Source organism: Sphingomonas sp. PEI4 (assembly GCF_056679955.1).
The window spans coordinates 1-16991 of record NZ_JBWXPI010000010.1 but is presented as its reverse complement, the minus strand read 5'-3'; the positions used below and the strand labels follow the sequence as shown (position 1 = coordinate 16991).

Genomic DNA, 16991 nt, shown 5'->3' with positions numbered 1-16991 from the left:
AGTGCTGCGGATAGGATGTTGCGGTGGCCCGACGACCAGATTTCTGGCCGGGCACCCTGCTGGCCGACGAACGGGTTGTCCCGCGGAACGCTGCCGTCGGGGTTGATGCGGACGATCTTGCCGAAATGACTGTCCAGCCGCTGCGCCTGGACCCGGCCGGGCAAGATGGAGCGGTCGCCGAGCGTCACGAAGAGCTTGCCGTCCGGTGCCCACACCATGCGGCCGCCGGCGTGCAAGGTCGACTCGAGCGTCGGCATCATGCGGAAAATAACTTGGACGTTCTCGACGCGCGGCTCGGGACCGTCGACAAGCCGTCCGCGCGCGACGGCGAGGCCGTTCCCACCCTGGCGAAGCTCGTAGTAGGTCCAGTAGATTTGACGGCTGCGGGCGTAATCGGGGGCGAGCTCCACGTCGAGTAGTCCGCCCTGGCCTCGGGCGTCGACGCGGGGCAGGCCCGCTACGGCCACGGACTTGGTGCCCTGCGCGGTCACGATGCGGAGCTGGCCGGGCTTCTCCGTCACCAGCATGCGAGCGTCCGGCAGGAAGGCGATGGCCCAAGGCTTGTTGAAGCCGTCAGCAATTTCCGTGACCAGGAGCGTGGTGCGGGTCTTCACCGCCGGGGCGCGGGTCTGGCCGGGAAAGGCGGGCTCGAACTCGGGCACGCTTTTGGGGCCGGTCTCGACCGGTGCGCCGGCCTTGTCGGTGGGCCTGCTCTGCTCCTTCGAGCCACCACCCGGCGCGAGATTACCGCTTTGATTGCTATTCTGGGCTTCCGCGCATCCGCACGCGATCAGAAGGCATAAGGCGGCAGAGGTCATCACGGCCCGCATCGACAAATCTCCAATATTCTTGCGGGGTATTACTCGTAAGTGATCCCCACGTCATCTCGTCGGAGCTGCCCGGTCTTAGCTACTGCAATAACATTGAGTGTCAGCGTGGCGAACTGGCCCTGCAAGGCCAGGCCAAGCTCATCGCGCGCTCCGCGCCTGCCATCATGTGCTTGTCGCGGAAGTATGTATCGGCTTCCCCCCAGCGCAAATAGGCGGCCCGCAACCGGTCGCGGTCATAGCGGGGTGGATCGCAGACATCCTGCCGCGCGATCATCATGTCGACGATCCCCTGAAGGTAAGCGCCGCAGCCCGGCTCGCCCGCCCGGCAGCTCGCGAGCAACGCAGCGCCCTGCATGTTGATTGGGGTTCCCGGCTGCGCGAGAGCGCCTGTCGGCGCCAGCGCCGCCGCAGCGAGAAAGGTCATCCAAAATTCGCGCTTCATTAGGTCAGCTCCGTTGCACGTTGGTCTTGTCGAGCGCCGCGCGAAGGCCGCGCGCGAGCTTGGCCGCGTCGTCATTCGCCCAGAAGTGCATGAAGAACAGCCGGGGCTGGTCGTCCAGCATATGATTATGGAGCGCGGTGACCTCGATCCCGTTCTGCCTAAGCGCGCGGAGCACCGGATCGACCTCGGCCGCGGTGAGCACGAAGTCGCCGGTAATCGCCGCCTTGCCGGAGCCGGTGGGCTGGAAATTGATCGCAGTCGCCGTCCCCATCGACGCCGGAGTCGGCATGCCGCCGTCCGTCAACCTCTCCGCCCGCGGAAAGCTGAACTGATACACTCCGCCGTTCGGCTTGCCCTTGCCGGCCATCAGCCGGTCGAGCGCAGCGGTATCGAGCGCGATCGGCGGCGACGATCCTGCCCCTGCCGAGGGCGGCTGCGAGTCCTGGGACGGCGTAGCCATTGGCGTGCGGCTGGCGGCGAGCGCCGCGCGCAGCGCGGTTGCGAGCTTCACCGGGTCGCCGTGCCCCGAGATGTGCATATACATCGTTGCCGGCGCGGAACGAAGAAGGTGGTTGTGGAGCGCCGTGATCGTGAACCCGCTCGCGAGCAGCCGGCTCATGACCGGGTTCACCTCGTCATGCGTGAGCACGAGGTCGCCCATCACCATCACTTTGTCACCCATCGGGTGAAACGCCGTCCAGGAGCCGAGCGCCAACGCCGGCTTGATTGTCACCCCGTCGAGCTGGACGTTGAGGTCGGAGCGCGGAAAGCCGTAGCGGCGGACACCATCGGGCTGCGTGGTGCCGGGTCGGCCGAGGCTCTTGTCCACGAGTGCCCACCTGTCATTAGTCGCCTGGGCGGGCGCGGCCGGGGGACTACTCTGGGCCGCAACCGGCGCGGCAAGTGCGACCGCCAACGGGAACAGGACGTGACGCAATGCTTCTCTCCTCGATCTCAGCTGGTCGGCCCGCATGGGAAACGCTGGCGCAACGCCATCGTCACGCCAGCGAGCCGGGGCATGTTGGCCGTGTGCCGGTTGTCGGCCGCCCAAGCCAGAAAGATGCGGCTCAGCTCGCCCGACTGGACACCCCGGCCGCAGATGCCGGCCTCGGCACCGCCGTTGCCGAACGCGGAAAGCGTCTCAGCCGCGCCGGCAAGGTAGGCTTCGCAACGGCCGTTCACCTTCCTGTTCGTCTCGTCGACGCATGTTCGATAGAACTGCCCGACCGTCTCGTAGCGCGGCTGGGCAGCGACCGGCGCGGCACCTCCTAGCCCGAAGCAGGCCAGCATGGCGAGAACGCCTGATCGGGGGTCGTGCATCACGTTCTCCTCACCCGCAGTTTTAGTTCACCTAGCCCAAACGATACAAGTGTTCATTCGCTTCCGCGATGTGATACAAGTGCTACATGGCTGCTGTTGTTCCGTTGATCGCCCATGACTGGCTGCTGCTGATTCCCCAGCTCCCGGCCAAGCCCGCCTACCTGCGCGTGAAGGTGTGGCGGCGCTTGCAGGCGATCGGCGCTACGCCGCTCAAAAACGCCGTCCACGCGCTCCCGAACCAGCCGGCGATGCGAGCTCTGTTCGAGGAGTTGCACCGCGAAATCGCGGACAACGGCGGTGAGGCCCTGATCCTGGAAGTCCGCTTGGCAGGGGGCATGTCGGACGCGGAACTGCGGGGGCTGTTCGATGCCGCGAGGGATGAGGAATATGCTGAACTGGCGCGCGAGGCTCGGGCGATCGCCGAAGCGGAGTATGTGTCGAACGCCGATGTTAAGCGCCTCCGCAAGCGGCTGGATGAAATTGCCGCGATCGACTTCTTTGGCGCACACGGGGGTCAGGGTGCCGAGGCATTAATCGCGCAGGCGGGAAGCCGCGCCGGTCAACACCCGGACGTGAGCGGGACGGCACCACCGGACGCGGTGATCGGCGAGCTGAAGAACCGCATCTGGGTCACGCGCAGGCACGTTCACGTCGACCGCATCGCGTCGGCCTGGCTGATCCGCCGCTTCATCGACCCGGATGCTCGGTTCAAGTTCGTAGAAGGCAAGGGATATCAGCCGGAGGCGGGCGAGCTGCGCTTCGACATGGCGGGTGCGGAGTTCACGCACGAGGGCGACCGCTGCACCTTCGAGACGCTAGTATCTCGAACCGGGCTCGACGGCGACCATGCGCTCCGCGCGCTCGCCGAAATCGTCCACGACCTCGACATCGCCGACGACAAGTTTGGTCGGCCGGAGACGGCGGGTGTCGCCGCGCTCATCAACGGCATCTGCGCGGGCACCGACGATGATATCGAGCGGATCGTCCAAGGGTCGGGCGCGCTCGACGGCTTCTACGCGCACTTCATCAAACGACGCGACGCATAGGGGAGAGCCTGCTCATGGCGAGTATCGAACATCCCGCCACCGCCGCGGCTGCCGACGAAGCCCGTCCGCCCGAGCTGAGCTACCCGGCGCTATTCCTCCGCTTCCTGCGCTTCGGCGCGATGGCGTTCGGCGGCCCCGTGGCGCAAATCGCGATGATCCGGCGCGAACTCGTGGACGAGGAGCGCTGGATTCCGAGCGACCGGTTCAACAAGCTGCTCGCCGTCATGCAGGTGCTCCCTGGGCCGGAAGCGCATGAGCTATGCGTCCATCTCGGCATCCGCGCCAAGGGCCGGATCGGTGGGCTGCTCGCGGGGCTCGGCTTCATGCTGCCGGGACTGGTGCTGATGCTGGCGCTCGCCTGGGCCTATACTAGGCTGCCGATCGCGGGCACCATGCTGGGGGCGATGTTCCTGGGCGTCCAGGCGGCGGTGCTCGCCGTGATCGTCCGCGCGGTGCATCGGATCGGCGAACACATCCTTGTCGACCGCTGGCTGTGGATCGTCGGTATCGCGTCCGCGCTCGCCGTTCTGGCGGGCGCGAGCTTCTGGATCGTGCTGCCAGCCGCCGGCGCGGCTTACGCGCTCGCTGCGACGCGGCGCTACGCGCTCGCGGGAGGTGTCGTCGTGCTCGCCGCCCTTGCCGTCGTAGGCTTATGGCTCGGCCGACCCGAAACATCCGGCGCGACCGCGGGCGTCGGCGTCGCGCCCTCGGTGGCCGCGCTGTTCTGGGCCGGGTTGAAGGGAGGTCTGCTCACCTTCGGCGGTGCCTATACCGCGATCCCGTTCATCCGAAATGACACCGTGGGCCGGGGCTGGATGACCGATGGGCAGTTTCTCGACGGGCTCGGCCTGTCGGGCATCCTGCCCGCGCCGCTAGTCATCTTCGCGACCTTCGTGGGCTGGATCAGCGGCGGGCTCGCGGGTGCGCTGGCAATGACGGCAGGTATGTTCCTGCCCGCGTTCGCGTTCTCGCTCCTGCTCTATGAACGGTTGGAGGCGGTCGTGGAGCATCGCCGGCTGCAACTGTTCCTAGCGGGCGTGGCGGCGGGAGTCGTGGGCGTGATCGTGGTAACGGTAGTCGATCTCGCGCGCTCCACGGCGGATCGCACGCCTAGCTTGCTCGCGAGCCTCGCCATCTTCGCCGTCGCGCTTGTCGTCATGTACCGCTGGAAAAGCAAATTGAGCACGCCGGTGGTGCTTGGGATGGGCGCAATCACGGGCGCGGTGATCCTGTCCTGAACCGCTAGATCAGCTCATACGGCTCAGCGCTGTTCCTCCGGCCCGATCCTGACCGTGCATCTCACCGACTCGCCCGCCTTGTTCGCGGCCCGCCGGCAACGCTCAAGCGCCGCCTCGTTGCCTTGGCCGATCACCGCGCCCGTTACCATCGCGTTCCAAGTGTCGGGGTAGCTCGCCACGGCAAGCCGGCGCGCGCCTTCCCATGTCGTCCCGCCAAGGGTGCGCGCCGCCATGCTCTCGGGCCATCGCCAGTTATCCGGGGTCGCGCGTAGGATCGGTCCAGCGAACGCCGCCCATAGCACGATGCCGGCAATCACGCTGCCGATCGCGACGAACGCCAGCCAACGGTTCTGCTCATCGCCTGTGCGCCCGGATACGACAAAGGCGTGAAGCTGGCGGGTCACGTCCTCTAGTCCCTTGCGCGCGGTCGCCAGCGCCGCCTGGTCCTCGCGCCGGGCGGCGTTGCCCGCTGCGGCGATGCGCTGCGCCATCTGCTCGGGCGTCATCGCCAGCGCCGGGCTCCGGGCGATCACGTCGTTGATGACCGCGATACGCTCGGCCGTGGCGTCCATGCCCTGCTGTATTCGCCCTAGCGTCTCGGAATAGTCAGGCGCGTCGACCGCGCCTCGCTCGGACGCCAAGCCCTCGATCGCGCGACGGAGTAACGCCAGCTCGCCCCGCGAAGATTCAACCTCGGCGCGCAGCTTCTCGAACGCCTCGGCCGGATCGCCCTGCTCCTGGTCGAACTCCTCCATCCCGCTCCCTCTACAGACTCATGCCACGGTCGCGGGTGCGCTCGGGACCGATCGACCGCGCCAGCTCGTCGCCGATCGACCGGCCCCGGTCCATATTCAGCGCCAGCTCGGGGGCGCGACGCTTCAAGGCGGATTCAAGCTGCGGGTCGCGATGCAGCCCGCCGGCGACGCCCGCCATGCGCTTGCCTAACTTCTCGGCCCCCGTCCGATCGCCCGCGCGCTCCATGCCGGCGCGGACCTGCGCCATGCCGCGCCAGTCCTTCACGAACCGTTCGGCGCGCGCGTCCGGGTCGAGCCTGACCCGCTGCTCCTCGGCCATCGCCTTCGCCGCGCCGCCCGTGTTGCCTTCGGCCGCGGCGCGCGCGAGCTGCGGGTCGCGCTCGATCGCGCTGGCGAGGTCGCGCGCGGCATGGGGCCTGGTCTCGTCCAGCGCCTCGCCGGCGCGCCGCAACGCGCCCTCCTGATGCGCCAGCACCGGCAACCCCTGCTCGCGCATCCGGTCCATGTCGGCCGCGGCGCGCCCGTAGCGCTCGATCGCCTTCCCCTGCGAGGGCGCCAGCGGCCGATCGATCGCGATGCGCTCCGGCGACGTCACTTTTTCGGTCGCCGGCTTCGGCCGGAACCCGGCGAACATGCCCCTGGCCTTGTCGCGGACCTTCTCCGCCGCCTGACGCGCGAGTTCCGGGAACCGGATCTCGCGCCGGTCGGCGAACGCGCGGGCCTGGTCCTGCTCCGGCCGCGCATAGTCGCCCGCCATGTCCTTGCCCCGGTCGCGCGACAGGGCGCGGACAAGCTGGCGCTGATCGGCGAAGTCGTCACGACCGTAATGGAGCTGCACTCCGTCGCGATGCCGCGACATGCCGACATAGGCGCTATGGCGGTCCATGCCTGGGGTGGCGAGGACATGGGCGCGATCGACCGTCACGCCCTGCGATTTGTGGAACGTCGCCGCATAGCCATGATCGACATGGGCATAGTCCTTCGCGTCGAACGCGACGTGCGCGCCACTGTCGAGCCGAACCTTCATCCCCTCGGCCGATACCCGCTCGATCGTGCCAAGCGTGCCGTTCTTCACCCCTAGCGACCGCTCGTTCCGCAGGAACATCAAGCGGTCGCCGCTCGCGAACTGGCGCGCGCCCCGATCGGCGCTGAACGTCACGTCGCTGCCAAGATCGCCGGTCGCGCGAAGTCGGCCGCGAGCCTCGTCGTTCAGCTCGCGGACCTCGGCGTTGGTGTGGGTGAGGATGACACGGGATTTGCCCGGCTCGGCCTGACGCGCACGATCCCAACCGTCCACCAGCTCGCCCCGCGCCTGCTCGCGCGTGTCGGCTGCATGGACCATGCCCTTGCCGTCATAGGCATGGACCGCCTCGCCGGTGCGCCCGGTCGCCAGCGCACGCGTGGCGTTGCGCTGCCAGTCCTCGCGCTGCCGCCTGATCTCGGTGATCTCGGCCGCGCCGTGCCGCTCGGTGACACTGCGGAACGCCGCGCCCGCCTCGATCGCCTGCAACTGCTCGGGGTCGCCGACCATGACGACCTTGGCCCCGGCGTCGCGGGCCTGACTCAACACCCGCTCCATCTGGCGCGAGCCGATCATCCCCGCCTCGTCCACCACCAGCACATCGCGCGGGCCTAGCTGCTCGCGCCCCTGCCCCCATGCGTGTTCAAGGCTCGCGATCGTGCGCGACGCGATGCCTGACCCGCCCTCAAGATTCTCGGCTGCGATGCCGGACAAGGCCGCGCCGCGCACCGTGTAGCCCTGCCCCTCCCAAGCCTCGCGCGCGACGCCAAGCATCGCCGATTTGCCGCTGCCGGCATAGCCGACGACCGACGCCAGTCCCTCGGCTCCGGTTACATGATCGAAGGCGTCGCGCTGCTCGCCGGACAGGACAAGGCCCCTGCCCTCGGCCGACGCCAGCGCCGCCCCGCGCTGCCGATCGGCGACGCCATGCTCACGACGCGCACCCAGCTCGTCGCCCGCGCGCTCAAGCCGGGCCTCCACCGCGATCATGTCGCGCGACGTGAACCGCTCCTGGTCGCGCCCGTCCCTGCCCAGCGCGACCAGCTCGGGGGATGCGCGCACCGCCCCCATCACCTGGTCGAACTGATCCTTGCCGTCGCTGTGCCGGAACGCGAACGTCGCAAGGTCGCGGGTGGTGAACGTCGCCTGCTGCCGGGTGATCGCGTCCAGCGCGACATTGGGATTGGCGATGATCCGATCGCCATTGTCGCGGGCGATGCGCGCGTGATCCTCGATCCGCTCCGCCTCAAGCCCCTGCTCCGGTCGCCGCGATGCGGCGGGGCCGATCTTATGCTGCGGCTCCAGCTCGATGCCCTGCGCCTCATAGGAGCGATGGTCGATCCGGCCCTCATGCCCCAGCTCGGCCATGCGCTCGTTGACGTGCGCGCTCCACGCCTCGCGCCAGTCCTTCAACAGCTCGGTGCTGTTCCAGTCGCGGTTCTTCTGGCCGAACCCGTCTGGCCCCACGCCGCGCATCGCCAGCATGACATGCGCGTGCGGCTTGGGGCTGCCGTCCCTCGCCTTGTCCCAATGCACGTTCAGGTCCGCGACCATCCCGCGATCGACAAACTGCTTTTTCACGAACTCCTGCGCCAGCGCGACGCCCTGCTTCTCATTCATCTCACGCGGAATCGAGAACTCTACCTCGCGCGCAAGCTGCGCGTCCTTGCGCTTTTCTCCTGCCTCGACCTCGTTCCACAAGGTCGAACGGTCGTTTAAACGCTCCGGCGCGCCCTCCGGCAACATCACCTCGGAGTGGATGACGCCCGCCTTGTTGCTGAAGTCGTGATTGCGATTGAGCCGGTCGTCGTGCAGCTCGGATGCGGAACGATAGGCGGCGCTCGCCACCGCGCTCGCGCCGGTGTTGCGGCTGATGATCTTGGCGGAGAAATGGTAGATCGCCATGCTACCGCACATACTGCCTTACTTAGCGCACGTCGGCAATGACGTATAAGCGCGCACTCACAATCCGCTGCGCTCCTCGTGATTGACTTGCGGGTGCTTGTGTTGACGTTCTGGCTTTACCCCTATGCTGAGCGCGCTAAAGTGCTTCTAGTCGATACGCGGAAGGGTGAAGGCGATGCGGAAGGTTCGCGATTACGATGCCGAGCTGAAGGCGCTGAACGACAAGGCGCGAGCACTCAAAGCAAAAAGGGTTGAACAGCTAGGCCAGCTCGTCGCCGCGACCGGGGCCGATGCGCTCGATGCTGAGACGCTGGCGGGCGCGCTGCTCGATGCGATCGGGTCGAAAGATGCTGGCGCGAGGGAGGCGTGGCGCGTGAAGGGCGCGGCTTTCTTTCAACGGCGTGGGCGCAAAGGTGGCGGCGCTGCTGCAATCGACGGATCGGCTACTCAAGCTGAACCGGGCGGCGATGCTGCGGGCGGAAGCGGCAGCGCGGCGAACGGATAGCAGGGCCTGGGTCGTGCAACGCCGCGAACGAACGCGCCACCTGATCGAGCTGGGCGGCCTCGTCCAGAAAGCCGGCCTGGTCGAGCTGACCGACGACGATCGCGCCACCCTCTACGGCGCGCTGCTCGATCTCGCCGGACGCGCTCGCGGTGATGATACCGGCGATGCGCTCGCGTTGTGGAAGCGACGCGGCAAACGGGCGTTCGATGCGGAAGCGGAAACGACGGAGGCGAGCTGATGGGCGATTTTGATATCGAGGCGGTGCGGGCTGATGTCCGAGCGATGGACTTCGTGCGCGGCACGCCCGCCGAAATTGAAGAGTGGCGCATGGCCTATGAGGACTCCCGCGCCAACCTGGTGATCGAGGACATGATCCCGACGCCGAACGAGGATGCGCTGTTCGCCATGCTGCTGGACGAGGGCGTGTCGCCGGAACTGGGTGTTCAAATTGTTGGTAAGCTGCTCGATGCCGATCTGCTCGCCGATCACCTGGCCCGGCACGGCTATGACGCGGACGGACAGGTCGTGGTGCGAGCCGATGCCGAGGCCGTGCGCGCGCAGGTTCGGGCGATGGATTTTGTTCGGGGAACGCCCGCGCAAGTCGTCGGGTGGCGCGAAGCCGACGCGGATCGCCGCACCTACCTGCTCTCCAAGGGTTTGATGGCCGCGCCGGTCGGGGACGATCTGTTCTCGATGTTCATGGATGAAGCCCTGCCCCCGGACCTGTGCGCCAAGGTCGTGCGGGACCTGCACGATCATCCTGCCACGGCGGCACGCTGATGGCCGGACCCCTCATCGGCGGGCGTCGGCCGATAAGCTGGCGGCTCGCGATCGTCGTCGCGTTCGTCGCCGCCTATGCGACCGCCCGCTGGCTCGAAGGCATCTTCGGAGCCGGGGACATTTCCGGCACGCTGTCGTTCCTGGTCCTCGTCGGACTGATCGCCGCAACCTGGCGCATCAACAGCCGCGCCGCCAACCGGCATAACGAGCTGCTAGGGTCCGCCCGCTTCGGATCGCGCGCCGACGTGCAACGCCTCGAAGCGACCGGGGATCTTCTCATCGGCCGCTCGGCGAAGTCGGGGAAGCTGCTGCGCTATGACGGCGCGGCGCATCTTCTGACGATGGCCCCCACCCGCTCGGGGAAAGGCGTCGGCACGATCATCCCCAACCTGCTCGTCCTCGACCGCTCGGTGATCTGCATCGATCCCAAGGGCGAGAACGCCCGTGTCACCGCCCGCGCACGCACCGCCAAGGGGCCGGTTTGGTGCCTCGATCCGTTCGGCGTCTCGGGGCGCACCCCTGCCCGCTACAACCCGCTCGACCGGCTCGATCCCGCCAGCCTCGATCTCGCGGAAGATGCCAATACGCTCGCCGACGCGCTGGTTCACGACGCGCCGGGACAATCCGGCGAAGCGCACTGGAACGAGGAAGCCAAGGCGCTCATCGCCGGGCTGATCCTGCACGTCGTCACGACCGAGCCCGCCGATCGCCGCACCCTGGCGACCGTGCGCGATTATCTGACGCTCGCCCCTGCCCGCTTCGCCGCGCTGCTGGCGGCGATGCAGGACAGCACCGGCGCCGGTGGCCTGGTCGCGCGCGCCGCCAATCGCCAGCTCGGCAAGTCCGACCGCGAGGCCGCCGGCGTGCTGTCCTCGGCGCAGCGCCACACGCATTTCCTCGACAGCCCGCGGATCGTCGCCAGCACGGCTGCATCGGATTTCACGTTCGCCGGGTTGAAGGAATCGACCGCCACGGTATTCCTCTGCCTGCCGCCCGATCGACTCGATACCTATGCGCGCTGGCTGCGGCTGCTCGTATCGCAAGCCGTCACCGACATGGCGCGATCGACCGCCCGCCCTCCCCGGCCGGTGCTGTTCCTGCTGGACGAGTTCGCGTCCCTTGGCCGTCTCGAACCGATCGAACGCGCGATGGGGCTGATGGCGGGTTATGGGATTCAGCTCTGGCCGATCCTCCAGGACATGCACCAGCTCAAGGCGAACTATGGCGACAAGGCCGGCACGTTCATGTCCAACGCCGGCGTGATCCAGGCGTTCGGGGTCAACGATCATGCCACCGCCGACATGCTTTCGCGCACGATCGGCGACACCACCATCGAATATCAGACGGTCGGCAGCTCGGGGCCGTCCAGCATCTTCTCCGACGGCTCCTACTCGGAAAGCACCAGCGCGCACGTCTCCGCCCGCCGGCTTGCCACGCCAGACGAAATCATGCGGATGCGGCCCGACCAGCTCCTGCTGCTGCGCCAGGGCGAACACCCGCTCCCGGTCGAGAAAATCCGCTACTACGACCAGCGCGAGTTCGCGGGGCTGTTCGACCCCGCCTGATTTAAGCCCTGCTGACGACGCTCGCCGTGTCAGGCACCCGAACCACCCGAAAGCCCCTCTCCTGCCCTCACGGCGCTCCTGGGTGGCCGTAGCGGGCGATTCCGTCGCCACCCTGCCCCACTTCTTTCCCGCCTAGCCTGCGGCGCCTGCGCCGCTCCTGTGACGCCGAAGGCGGCACGCAGCGAAAGCGCATCGGCCGTTAGGCCGATTCCATTGACCCCTTCTCCTTCGGTCGATCGTGCTGAGGCGTGTTGTGTCGCGCACTATCGGGGTTTTGGCCCCCGATTGGACGGGTTGTTATGGGTTATCCACAAGCCCGGGTCTTTAAGAAGAATCTCCTATGTAATAGGAGGTTTAAGACTCTTACGGAGCTGTTTAGCCTTGTTCTCTCAATGGGTTAGCGGCAGTTTCAGGGGCCAAAACCCCGTGATTCGCGGGGCCAAAACCCCGTGATTCGCAGGGGCCATTCCCCCGATAGTCGGGGCTTGGTCACTATCGGGGTTTTGGCCCCTGGCGATCAGTCGGCCGGAAACCCCATCGGAGGCCGCGGTAGGCGCTTGAACTGGAACCCTGGGTGATCGGTTGAAAGCTGGCATCGCTCTGTGAAGTTAAGAACCTCCTCACCTTCATCGTTCCTCACCAATTCCAGCCAATAGCCGGGTAGTCGCTGCCGCTCGACCGCGACCCGCAATTCCTTGGCAAAGTCTGCTAGGCGCTGGGTGCTGCCGCTCTTGTGGTGGAGCTGCTTCATGGTGAAGGCCCAACCCGCCGCCTGGTGGCCGCCATGCTTGCGGACGACGCGGTAAAGCCACCGCTCGATCCCGCCGGTCAGTTTGAAGTAGGCCCGGTCGATGCCGAGCACGAGGCGATCGGTCAACACGCCCTCGTAGAGCCAATCGGATATGGTGAACTCGACGCCGGTCGATCGTCCCAAGTCGTCGGTCGGTGCCGAATAGCGCTCGATCCAGTGAAAGCCCTCGGGACGCTTCTTCTTGCCCTGGCGGATATTGGTGCGGATCAGGGTGGCGCTCAGCCGCTCCAATGCCTCCACGATCCGACGATACTCGTCTCCTCCTGTTGGCCGGTCGATGCCGCGTAGCAGCTCATAGAGTGGGACGTGGAAGTGCGGCGTCGTTGGCTGGCCCGCCGCCTTCGCCGCCCGGAGCTGCGACACCGCCCATATCAGGATGTCGCAATCCCAAATGGTCGCGATGCCGATCTCGGCCGGGGCCGTGACGTTGACGGTGACGGTCGTGGTCCCATTCTGAACCGAATAGTCGATCGGCTCGCTGCGGCGCTGCTTGGAGAGGCTGAAAAAAGGCCGCTCCATCATCTCCTGCTCGTCGTGGGTCGGTATGTCGCCCGGCAACGTCACGAATAAGTCGAGCTGGTCGAGCAAGCCGACGGGTTCGCCTTCTTTCCTTCTGCCCTTCTTAGTCATAAAGGCTCCAAGGTCAGCGGCGCGATCGGCCGCTCGGAACGCTCGCGGCGACCGCCTCAAGCGGCTCCAGCCCGCGCGCCTCCAGCAACCGGTTCCACGCCTCATGCCCCAGCTTCTGCAAGCTAAGCCCCGTGTCGAGGCTTAGCTGGCGGAGCCGCTTGCGGTCGCGCGGGGTGACTTGCACGTTGATCGGCACGATCGCCGGCGATGCGGTGTCCCGAACGGGCGCGGCTTCGGCCGTCGCCGCGGCGATCGGAGCCGCGGCCGGCTCCTCGTCCAGCTCGCCCATCACGTCGGCGAGCGCGCGGCCGGTGCGCTTACTGCTCATGTCGTATCTCCTGAATCCAGCTCCAAACCTGGCGCAACTCGTCGGCCGCGTCGCGCGCCGCCTGGCCGCGCATTTCTGTGACGCCCCTCCCTTCAAGCGACGCGTCCAGATAGACGGTGCGATCGGACAGGTGGGTCGGGCAAACCGGGACCGGGTAGCGCGACAGGGCGGCGCGCGCTGCGGTCGCGCGCGAGTCATTCTTGGCCGCGTTGACGATGACGACCGCGCGCTGGTCGAGCCGACGAAGGATCTTCAACGTCTCGCCGACCGCCTCCAAATCGTCCGGGGACGGCCGCACCGGCACGATCACCAAGTCCGCGACGCGCGCCGCCTCGGCCTCGGGCTCTTCGACGGCCGGGCGCGTGTCGATGAACAGCGCGCCCTCGGGCTTGCGTCGGAGACTCTTCGCCGCGTCGGTTAGGGTGGTGCCGTCCAGGTCGATCAGCTCGGGGCGCTCAAACGCCGGTTCGATCTGCTCGCGGCGCGTCCACCATTTCGTCGTCGTGCGCTGCGGGTCTCGGTCGATGATAAGGCTCGGTTCTGTCTCGCCCGCTAGAACCGCGAGCTGACGGGCAAGCGTGCTTTTACCCGCCCCGCCCTTCTGGCTGATGAGTGAGTAGATTTGCACCTTCGCCCCTTCTTGTTCTCTTACCTCGTACACTATGAAGGTGAGTTATGAAGAAGGAAAGTCTCTTCGCACCTTCTCGCGCGAGCGATCGTCACGCGAAGCGCCGAGACGCAAGGCGGCTCGGTCGGAGCGCAGCGGAGATAGAGCGCGGTCCCGCAAGGGACGCGCTCACCGTGCAACTATTCCCTAGCGCTTGGGTTTCTGATATGTCGGCTCATGCCCGTCGTCAATCGCATCGGTGGCCTGCGGGTCGTGATCTGGCCCAACGATCATCGACCGGCGCATGTCCATGTGAAGGGCGCGGAAGGGGAGGCGGTGTTTAACCTGAACTGTCCCGATGGCCCGCCCGAGCTGCGGGACAGCTACGGCTTCAAGGTGCCGGACGTGAACAAGATCGAGGCCGCGCTGGTCGAGCTGGTGCCGGCGCTATGCGCGGAATGGAGGACGATACATGGCAATTACTGAGCAGGAGCTGGCGCAAGCCGAAGCGCGCATGGAAACCATCCGCGCCGCGGGCCATGCCGTGTCCGCCCGCTATGATCGCCGGCGGTCGCGGGTCGTGGTCGCGCTCAACACCGGAGTCGAGCTGACGTTTCCGACGCAGCTCGCCGAAGGGCTGGCCGATGCGTCGCCGGACAACTTGGCGGAAATCGAGGTCAGTCCGGCGGGGCTGGGCCTTCACTGGCCCAAGCTCGATGCGGACCTCTACGTTCCGGCGCTGCTTCAAGGCGTGTTCGGCTCCAAGCAATGGATGGCCCGCCAGCTCGGCGCGGAAGGGGGGCGTTCCCGCACTGCCGTCAAGGTCGCCGCCTCGCGCGAGAACGGTCGAAAGGGCGGTCGGCCTCGGAAGCACGCTGCGGCCTAATCACCTATGGTCCTTCATTCCTGTTATCCTAAGAAGGTGCAAAGGGCTGTAGGTTGTCAGGCTGGCAACTTCGTTCGATTCGCTTCCGAACCGACCTTGTTGTAGTGAGCTATCGCCATGTCGGAACTGAACAGCCCCGAATATTATCAGCGGCGCGAACAACAGGAACGCGAGCTGGCGGCGTCGTGCGTTGATCCGGCGATCAAGGCGATACACCTCCAGATGGCCGAAGAATATGCGCGGCTTGCAAATGGGGGCGCTGAGTCTTCGCGGCCCTCGATGCCGATCGCCGAGGGTCGCTGATAAGACTGCAAATTAGGCATTTTCTGCTTTCGTTCTTGGGTGCGATGATTCAGAATTGGCCTATGCCGATCGCGCGCGAACATCGCTGGCTTTACCCGATTGACTGGCGTGAGCTGTCGAACCTCATTCGCTTCCGCCGCGCGAAAGGGCGCTGCGAGCATTGCCATCGCCCGCATGGCCGCGACGTGCTGCACCTCGGCAATGGCGTCTGGTGGGACGAGGACGCCGCGACCTGGCGCGACGGGCAGGGCAGGGGGCTTCGCCGCCTGCCGTCGCCGGACGAGCTTGCGGGCGCGCAACCGGGACTTACCGGCATCGACCCGCCCGCGACGATGCGGGTGACGCGCGTGGTCCTCGCCAGCGCGCACCTGAACCATGATCCCGGCGACAACCGGCCGCGCAACCTCGCCGCGCTCTGCCAGCGTTGCCACATGGTCCACGACGCCAGCGAACATCGTAGGCGCCGGTGGCGTAACGCCTTCCGGCTGCGCGCGATCGGCGACCTGTTCGCCTGACTGCCGGGCTGGAGGCCCGGCCCAAGGGTTGGGTGGGTGGGACAAAGACGCGGCCGTCGAATGACGGCCTCCGCTATGCCGGTTGACTAAGCGAGCTGCGCCCGCCTGGAATGTGCCGGTAGAGCGTCGATGGCTGCACCCCGAACTGCTGCGCGACCTCCTCGACGGTGATGGTCGGATCGGCGAGCATGGCCCTGGCGCGTTTGATCTCGGCCGGCCCCATCGCCGGCTTGCGCCCGCCGCGTCGCCCCAAGGCCCGCGCCTGGGCAAGCCCGGCATGGGTGCGCTCCAACGTCAGCTCGCGCTCGAACTCCGCCACGGCCGCGAAGACGTGGAACACAAGCCGCCCGCCGGGGCTGGTGGTATCAATCGCCTGGGTGAGCACGCGAAGGCCGATCTCGCGCTTGGCGAGATCTTCGGCAGTCTCGACGAGCTGGCGCACCGATCGCGCGAGCCGGTCGAGCTTCCACACCGCCAGCGTGTCGCCGGCGCGGAGATAATCGAGCGCTGCCTTCAACTCCGGCCGATCGCGCTGCGCGCCCGACGCCTTTTCGGTGAACACCTTCTCGCATCCGGCTTCGCGGAGTGCATTGAGCTGTAGGGCAGGGGACTGGTCCCTGGTGGACACGCGGGCGTAGCCGACGAGCAAGGGGCTTCTCCGAAAACTCGACGCGACCTAGCCGGATTTCGGAGAAGGAAACAAGGGACGGTTTTCGGAAGCTAAACGGGCCGTTTCAACGGCCTCGGCCGCGATCGGCGCGACCCTCGCGCAATCGAGCGTTCGCGGGAGAAGGGCGGCAACCCCGTTAGGGGCATCGCGCCAAGAGCTGATCGAAACCGTGATTCAGATGATCCCCTATGCGGGCTTCCCCGCCGCGCTGAACGCGGTGGCGATCGCGCGGGACGTGTTCGGGCCGGGTGAAGGGTAACGGGCGGCTTTTAAGGCCTCAAAGACCAAGGAAGTTTTGATCTCCCGCAATCGACCGATTGCGGGAGTGTCAAGACAGAGGGCGAAAACCGTTTGGCCGTGCGTTGGCTCCGGTGGAGTGTGTTGTAGCCCTAGGCCTGTGGTGTGATCTTCAGCAGACTCCCGTTCTCCGCATCCGTGAGCACGTATAGGGCACCGTCCGGTCCCTGGACGACTTCGCGGATGCGGGCGTTGCGGTCGGTCAGCAGGCGCTCCTCGCCGACTACGCGATCGCCGTCCATCACGAGCCGCACCAGCGCCTTGCTGGACAGGCCGCCTATGAACACGTTGCCGCGCCACTCGGGAAAGAGGCTTCCCGAGTAGATCGTCATGCCCGACGGCGAGATGACCGGGTCCCAATAGTAGGTGGGCTGCTCCATGCCTCGGGCCTGGGTCGCCTTATGGATCGGCTTTCCCGAATACTCTTCGCCGTAGCCGATAGCGGGCCAGCCATAGTCCTTGCCCGCCTCCGGCCGGTTCAGCTCGTCACCACCGCGCGGACCCATCTCCACTTCCCAGAGGCGACCCTGGCTGTCG

At 66.8% G+C, this 16991-nt stretch carries 22 protein-coding genes; 11 read left to right on the top strand and 11 right to left on the bottom strand.

Annotated features, from left to right (window positions below; all coding sequences use genetic code 11):
- The 4 genes from AC1MLZ_RS25535 to AC1MLZ_RS25520 form a co-directional block, all read right to left on the bottom strand.
- The coding region (locus tag AC1MLZ_RS25535; protein WP_480962557.1) for a PQQ-dependent sugar dehydrogenase at positions 1-830 on the bottom strand (830 nt) is incomplete at its 3' end.
- Positions 831-930: 100 nt separating this feature from the next.
- On the bottom strand, positions 931-1272 hold the full coding sequence (locus tag AC1MLZ_RS25530) for a Rap1a/Tai family immunity protein (RefSeq protein ID WP_480962556.1): 342 nt from the start codon (positions 1270-1272) through the stop codon (positions 931-933).
- Between the two features lie 4 nt (positions 1273-1276).
- Complete coding sequence (locus tag AC1MLZ_RS25525) at positions 1277-2101, bottom strand: DUF1259 domain-containing protein (protein WP_480962555.1); 825 nt, start codon at positions 2099-2101, stop codon at positions 1277-1279.
- A gap of 125 nt (positions 2102-2226) precedes the next feature.
- A complete protein-coding gene (locus AC1MLZ_RS25520) occupies positions 2227-2592 on the bottom strand; it encodes a Rap1a/Tai family immunity protein (RefSeq protein ID WP_480962554.1) in 366 nt (121 codons plus the stop codon).
- 86 nt (positions 2593-2678) lie between these two features.
- Between AC1MLZ_RS25520 and AC1MLZ_RS25515 the strand changes: the two genes are divergently transcribed.
- Both AC1MLZ_RS25515 and chrA read left to right on the top strand, forming a co-directional pair.
- Complete coding sequence (locus AC1MLZ_RS25515; protein ID WP_480962553.1) at positions 2679-3638, top strand: chromate resistance protein ChrB domain-containing protein; 960 nt, start codon at positions 2679-2681, stop codon at positions 3636-3638.
- Positions 3639-3652: 14 nt separating this feature from the next.
- Entirely contained in the window at positions 3653-4876 is a 1224-nt protein-coding gene (chrA, locus tag AC1MLZ_RS25510) for a chromate efflux transporter (RefSeq protein WP_480962552.1), read from the top strand.
- 23 nt (positions 4877-4899) lie between these two features.
- Here the strand turns inward: chrA and AC1MLZ_RS25505 are convergent, their stop codons facing one another.
- Entirely contained in the window at positions 4900-5631 is a 732-nt protein-coding gene (locus AC1MLZ_RS25505) for a DUF6118 family protein (protein ID WP_480962551.1), read from the bottom strand.
- Between the two features lie 10 nt (positions 5632-5641).
- On the bottom strand, positions 5642-8557 hold the full coding sequence (gene traA, locus AC1MLZ_RS25500; RefSeq protein WP_480962550.1) for a Ti-type conjugative transfer relaxase TraA: 2916 nt from the start codon (positions 8555-8557) through the stop codon (positions 5642-5644).
- Positions 8558-8732: 175 nt separating this feature from the next.
- Between traA and AC1MLZ_RS25495 the strand changes: the two genes are divergently transcribed.
- The 4 genes from AC1MLZ_RS25495 to AC1MLZ_RS25480 are packed head-to-tail and all read left to right on the top strand — an operon-like array spanning position 8733 to position 11407.
- Positions 8733-9062 (top strand): conjugal transfer protein TraD, encoded by a 330-nt coding sequence (locus AC1MLZ_RS25495; RefSeq protein WP_480962549.1) that lies wholly within the window; start codon positions 8733-8735, stop codon positions 9060-9062.
- A gap of 13 nt (positions 9063-9075) precedes the next feature.
- Positions 9076-9300, top strand: coding sequence for a conjugal transfer protein TraD (locus AC1MLZ_RS25490; RefSeq protein ID WP_480962548.1), 225 nt, complete (start codon positions 9076-9078; stop codon positions 9298-9300).
- Complete coding sequence (locus AC1MLZ_RS25485) at positions 9300-9842, top strand: hypothetical protein (protein WP_480962547.1); 543 nt, start codon at positions 9300-9302, stop codon at positions 9840-9842. The genes AC1MLZ_RS25490 and AC1MLZ_RS25485 overlap by 1 nt, the downstream gene beginning before the upstream one ends.
- Positions 9842-11407 carry a type IV secretory system conjugative DNA transfer family protein gene (locus tag AC1MLZ_RS25480; RefSeq protein WP_480962546.1) on the top strand — a complete coding sequence of 522 codons (1566 nt, stop codon included), beginning with the start codon at positions 9842-9844 and terminating at the stop codon, positions 11405-11407. Before AC1MLZ_RS25485 ends, AC1MLZ_RS25480 begins: the two co-directional genes overlap by 1 nt.
- A gap of 517 nt (positions 11408-11924) precedes the next feature.
- Here AC1MLZ_RS25480 and AC1MLZ_RS25475 read toward each other — a convergent pair.
- The 3 genes from AC1MLZ_RS25475 to AC1MLZ_RS25465 are packed head-to-tail and all read right to left on the bottom strand — an operon-like array spanning position 11925 to position 13837.
- A complete protein-coding gene (locus AC1MLZ_RS25475; protein ID WP_480962545.1) occupies positions 11925-12848 on the bottom strand; it encodes a replication initiator protein A in 924 nt (307 codons plus the stop codon).
- Between the two features lie 13 nt (positions 12849-12861).
- On the bottom strand, positions 12862-13176 hold the full coding sequence (locus AC1MLZ_RS25470) for a hypothetical protein (RefSeq protein WP_480962544.1): 315 nt from the start codon (positions 13174-13176) through the stop codon (positions 12862-12864).
- Positions 13166-13837 carry a nucleotide-binding protein gene (locus tag AC1MLZ_RS25465; protein ID WP_480962543.1) on the bottom strand — a complete coding sequence of 224 codons (672 nt, stop codon included), beginning with the start codon at positions 13835-13837 and terminating at the stop codon, positions 13166-13168. Before AC1MLZ_RS25465 ends, AC1MLZ_RS25470 begins: the two co-directional genes overlap by 11 nt.
- A gap of 183 nt (positions 13838-14020) precedes the next feature.
- Here AC1MLZ_RS25465 and AC1MLZ_RS25460 point away from each other — a divergent pair, with 183 nt between their 5' ends.
- The 4 genes from AC1MLZ_RS25460 to AC1MLZ_RS25445 all read left to right on the top strand — a co-directional run bounded on the left by AC1MLZ_RS25460 (position 14021) and on the right by AC1MLZ_RS25445 (position 15487).
- Positions 14021-14269 (top strand): DUF4160 domain-containing protein, encoded by a 249-nt coding sequence (locus AC1MLZ_RS25460; protein ID WP_480962542.1) that lies wholly within the window; start codon positions 14021-14023, stop codon positions 14267-14269.
- On the top strand, positions 14256-14669 hold the full coding sequence (locus AC1MLZ_RS25455; protein ID WP_480962541.1) for a DUF2442 domain-containing protein: 414 nt from the start codon (positions 14256-14258) through the stop codon (positions 14667-14669). The genes AC1MLZ_RS25460 and AC1MLZ_RS25455 overlap by 14 nt, the downstream gene beginning before the upstream one ends.
- Before the next feature lie 117 nt (positions 14670-14786).
- The gene (locus AC1MLZ_RS25450) at positions 14787-14972 is read left to right on the top strand and encodes a hypothetical protein (protein WP_480962540.1); all 186 of its coding nucleotides are present in this window, start codon (positions 14787-14789) and stop codon (positions 14970-14972) included.
- 62 nt (positions 14973-15034) lie between these two features.
- Positions 15035-15487, top strand: a complete 453-nt coding sequence (locus AC1MLZ_RS25445) for a hypothetical protein (RefSeq protein WP_480962539.1) — start codon at positions 15035-15037, stop codon at positions 15485-15487.
- Between the two features lie 73 nt (positions 15488-15560).
- Here the strand turns inward: AC1MLZ_RS25445 and AC1MLZ_RS25440 are convergent, their stop codons facing one another.
- The gene (locus AC1MLZ_RS25440) at positions 15561-16136 is read right to left on the bottom strand and encodes a recombinase family protein (RefSeq protein ID WP_480962538.1); all 576 of its coding nucleotides are present in this window, start codon (positions 16134-16136) and stop codon (positions 15561-15563) included.
- Positions 16137-16239: 103 nt separating this feature from the next.
- Here AC1MLZ_RS25440 and AC1MLZ_RS25435 point away from each other — a divergent pair, with 103 nt between their 5' ends.
- Positions 16240-16416 (top strand): carboxymuconolactone decarboxylase family protein, encoded by a 177-nt coding sequence (locus AC1MLZ_RS25435; protein WP_480962558.1) that lies wholly within the window; start codon positions 16240-16242, stop codon positions 16414-16416.
- A gap of 130 nt (positions 16417-16546) precedes the next feature.
- Here the strand turns inward: AC1MLZ_RS25435 and AC1MLZ_RS25430 are convergent.
- Positions 16547-16991 (bottom strand): PQQ-dependent sugar dehydrogenase (locus AC1MLZ_RS25430; RefSeq protein ID WP_480962537.1); only part of this gene is annotated, 445 nt, incomplete at its 5' end.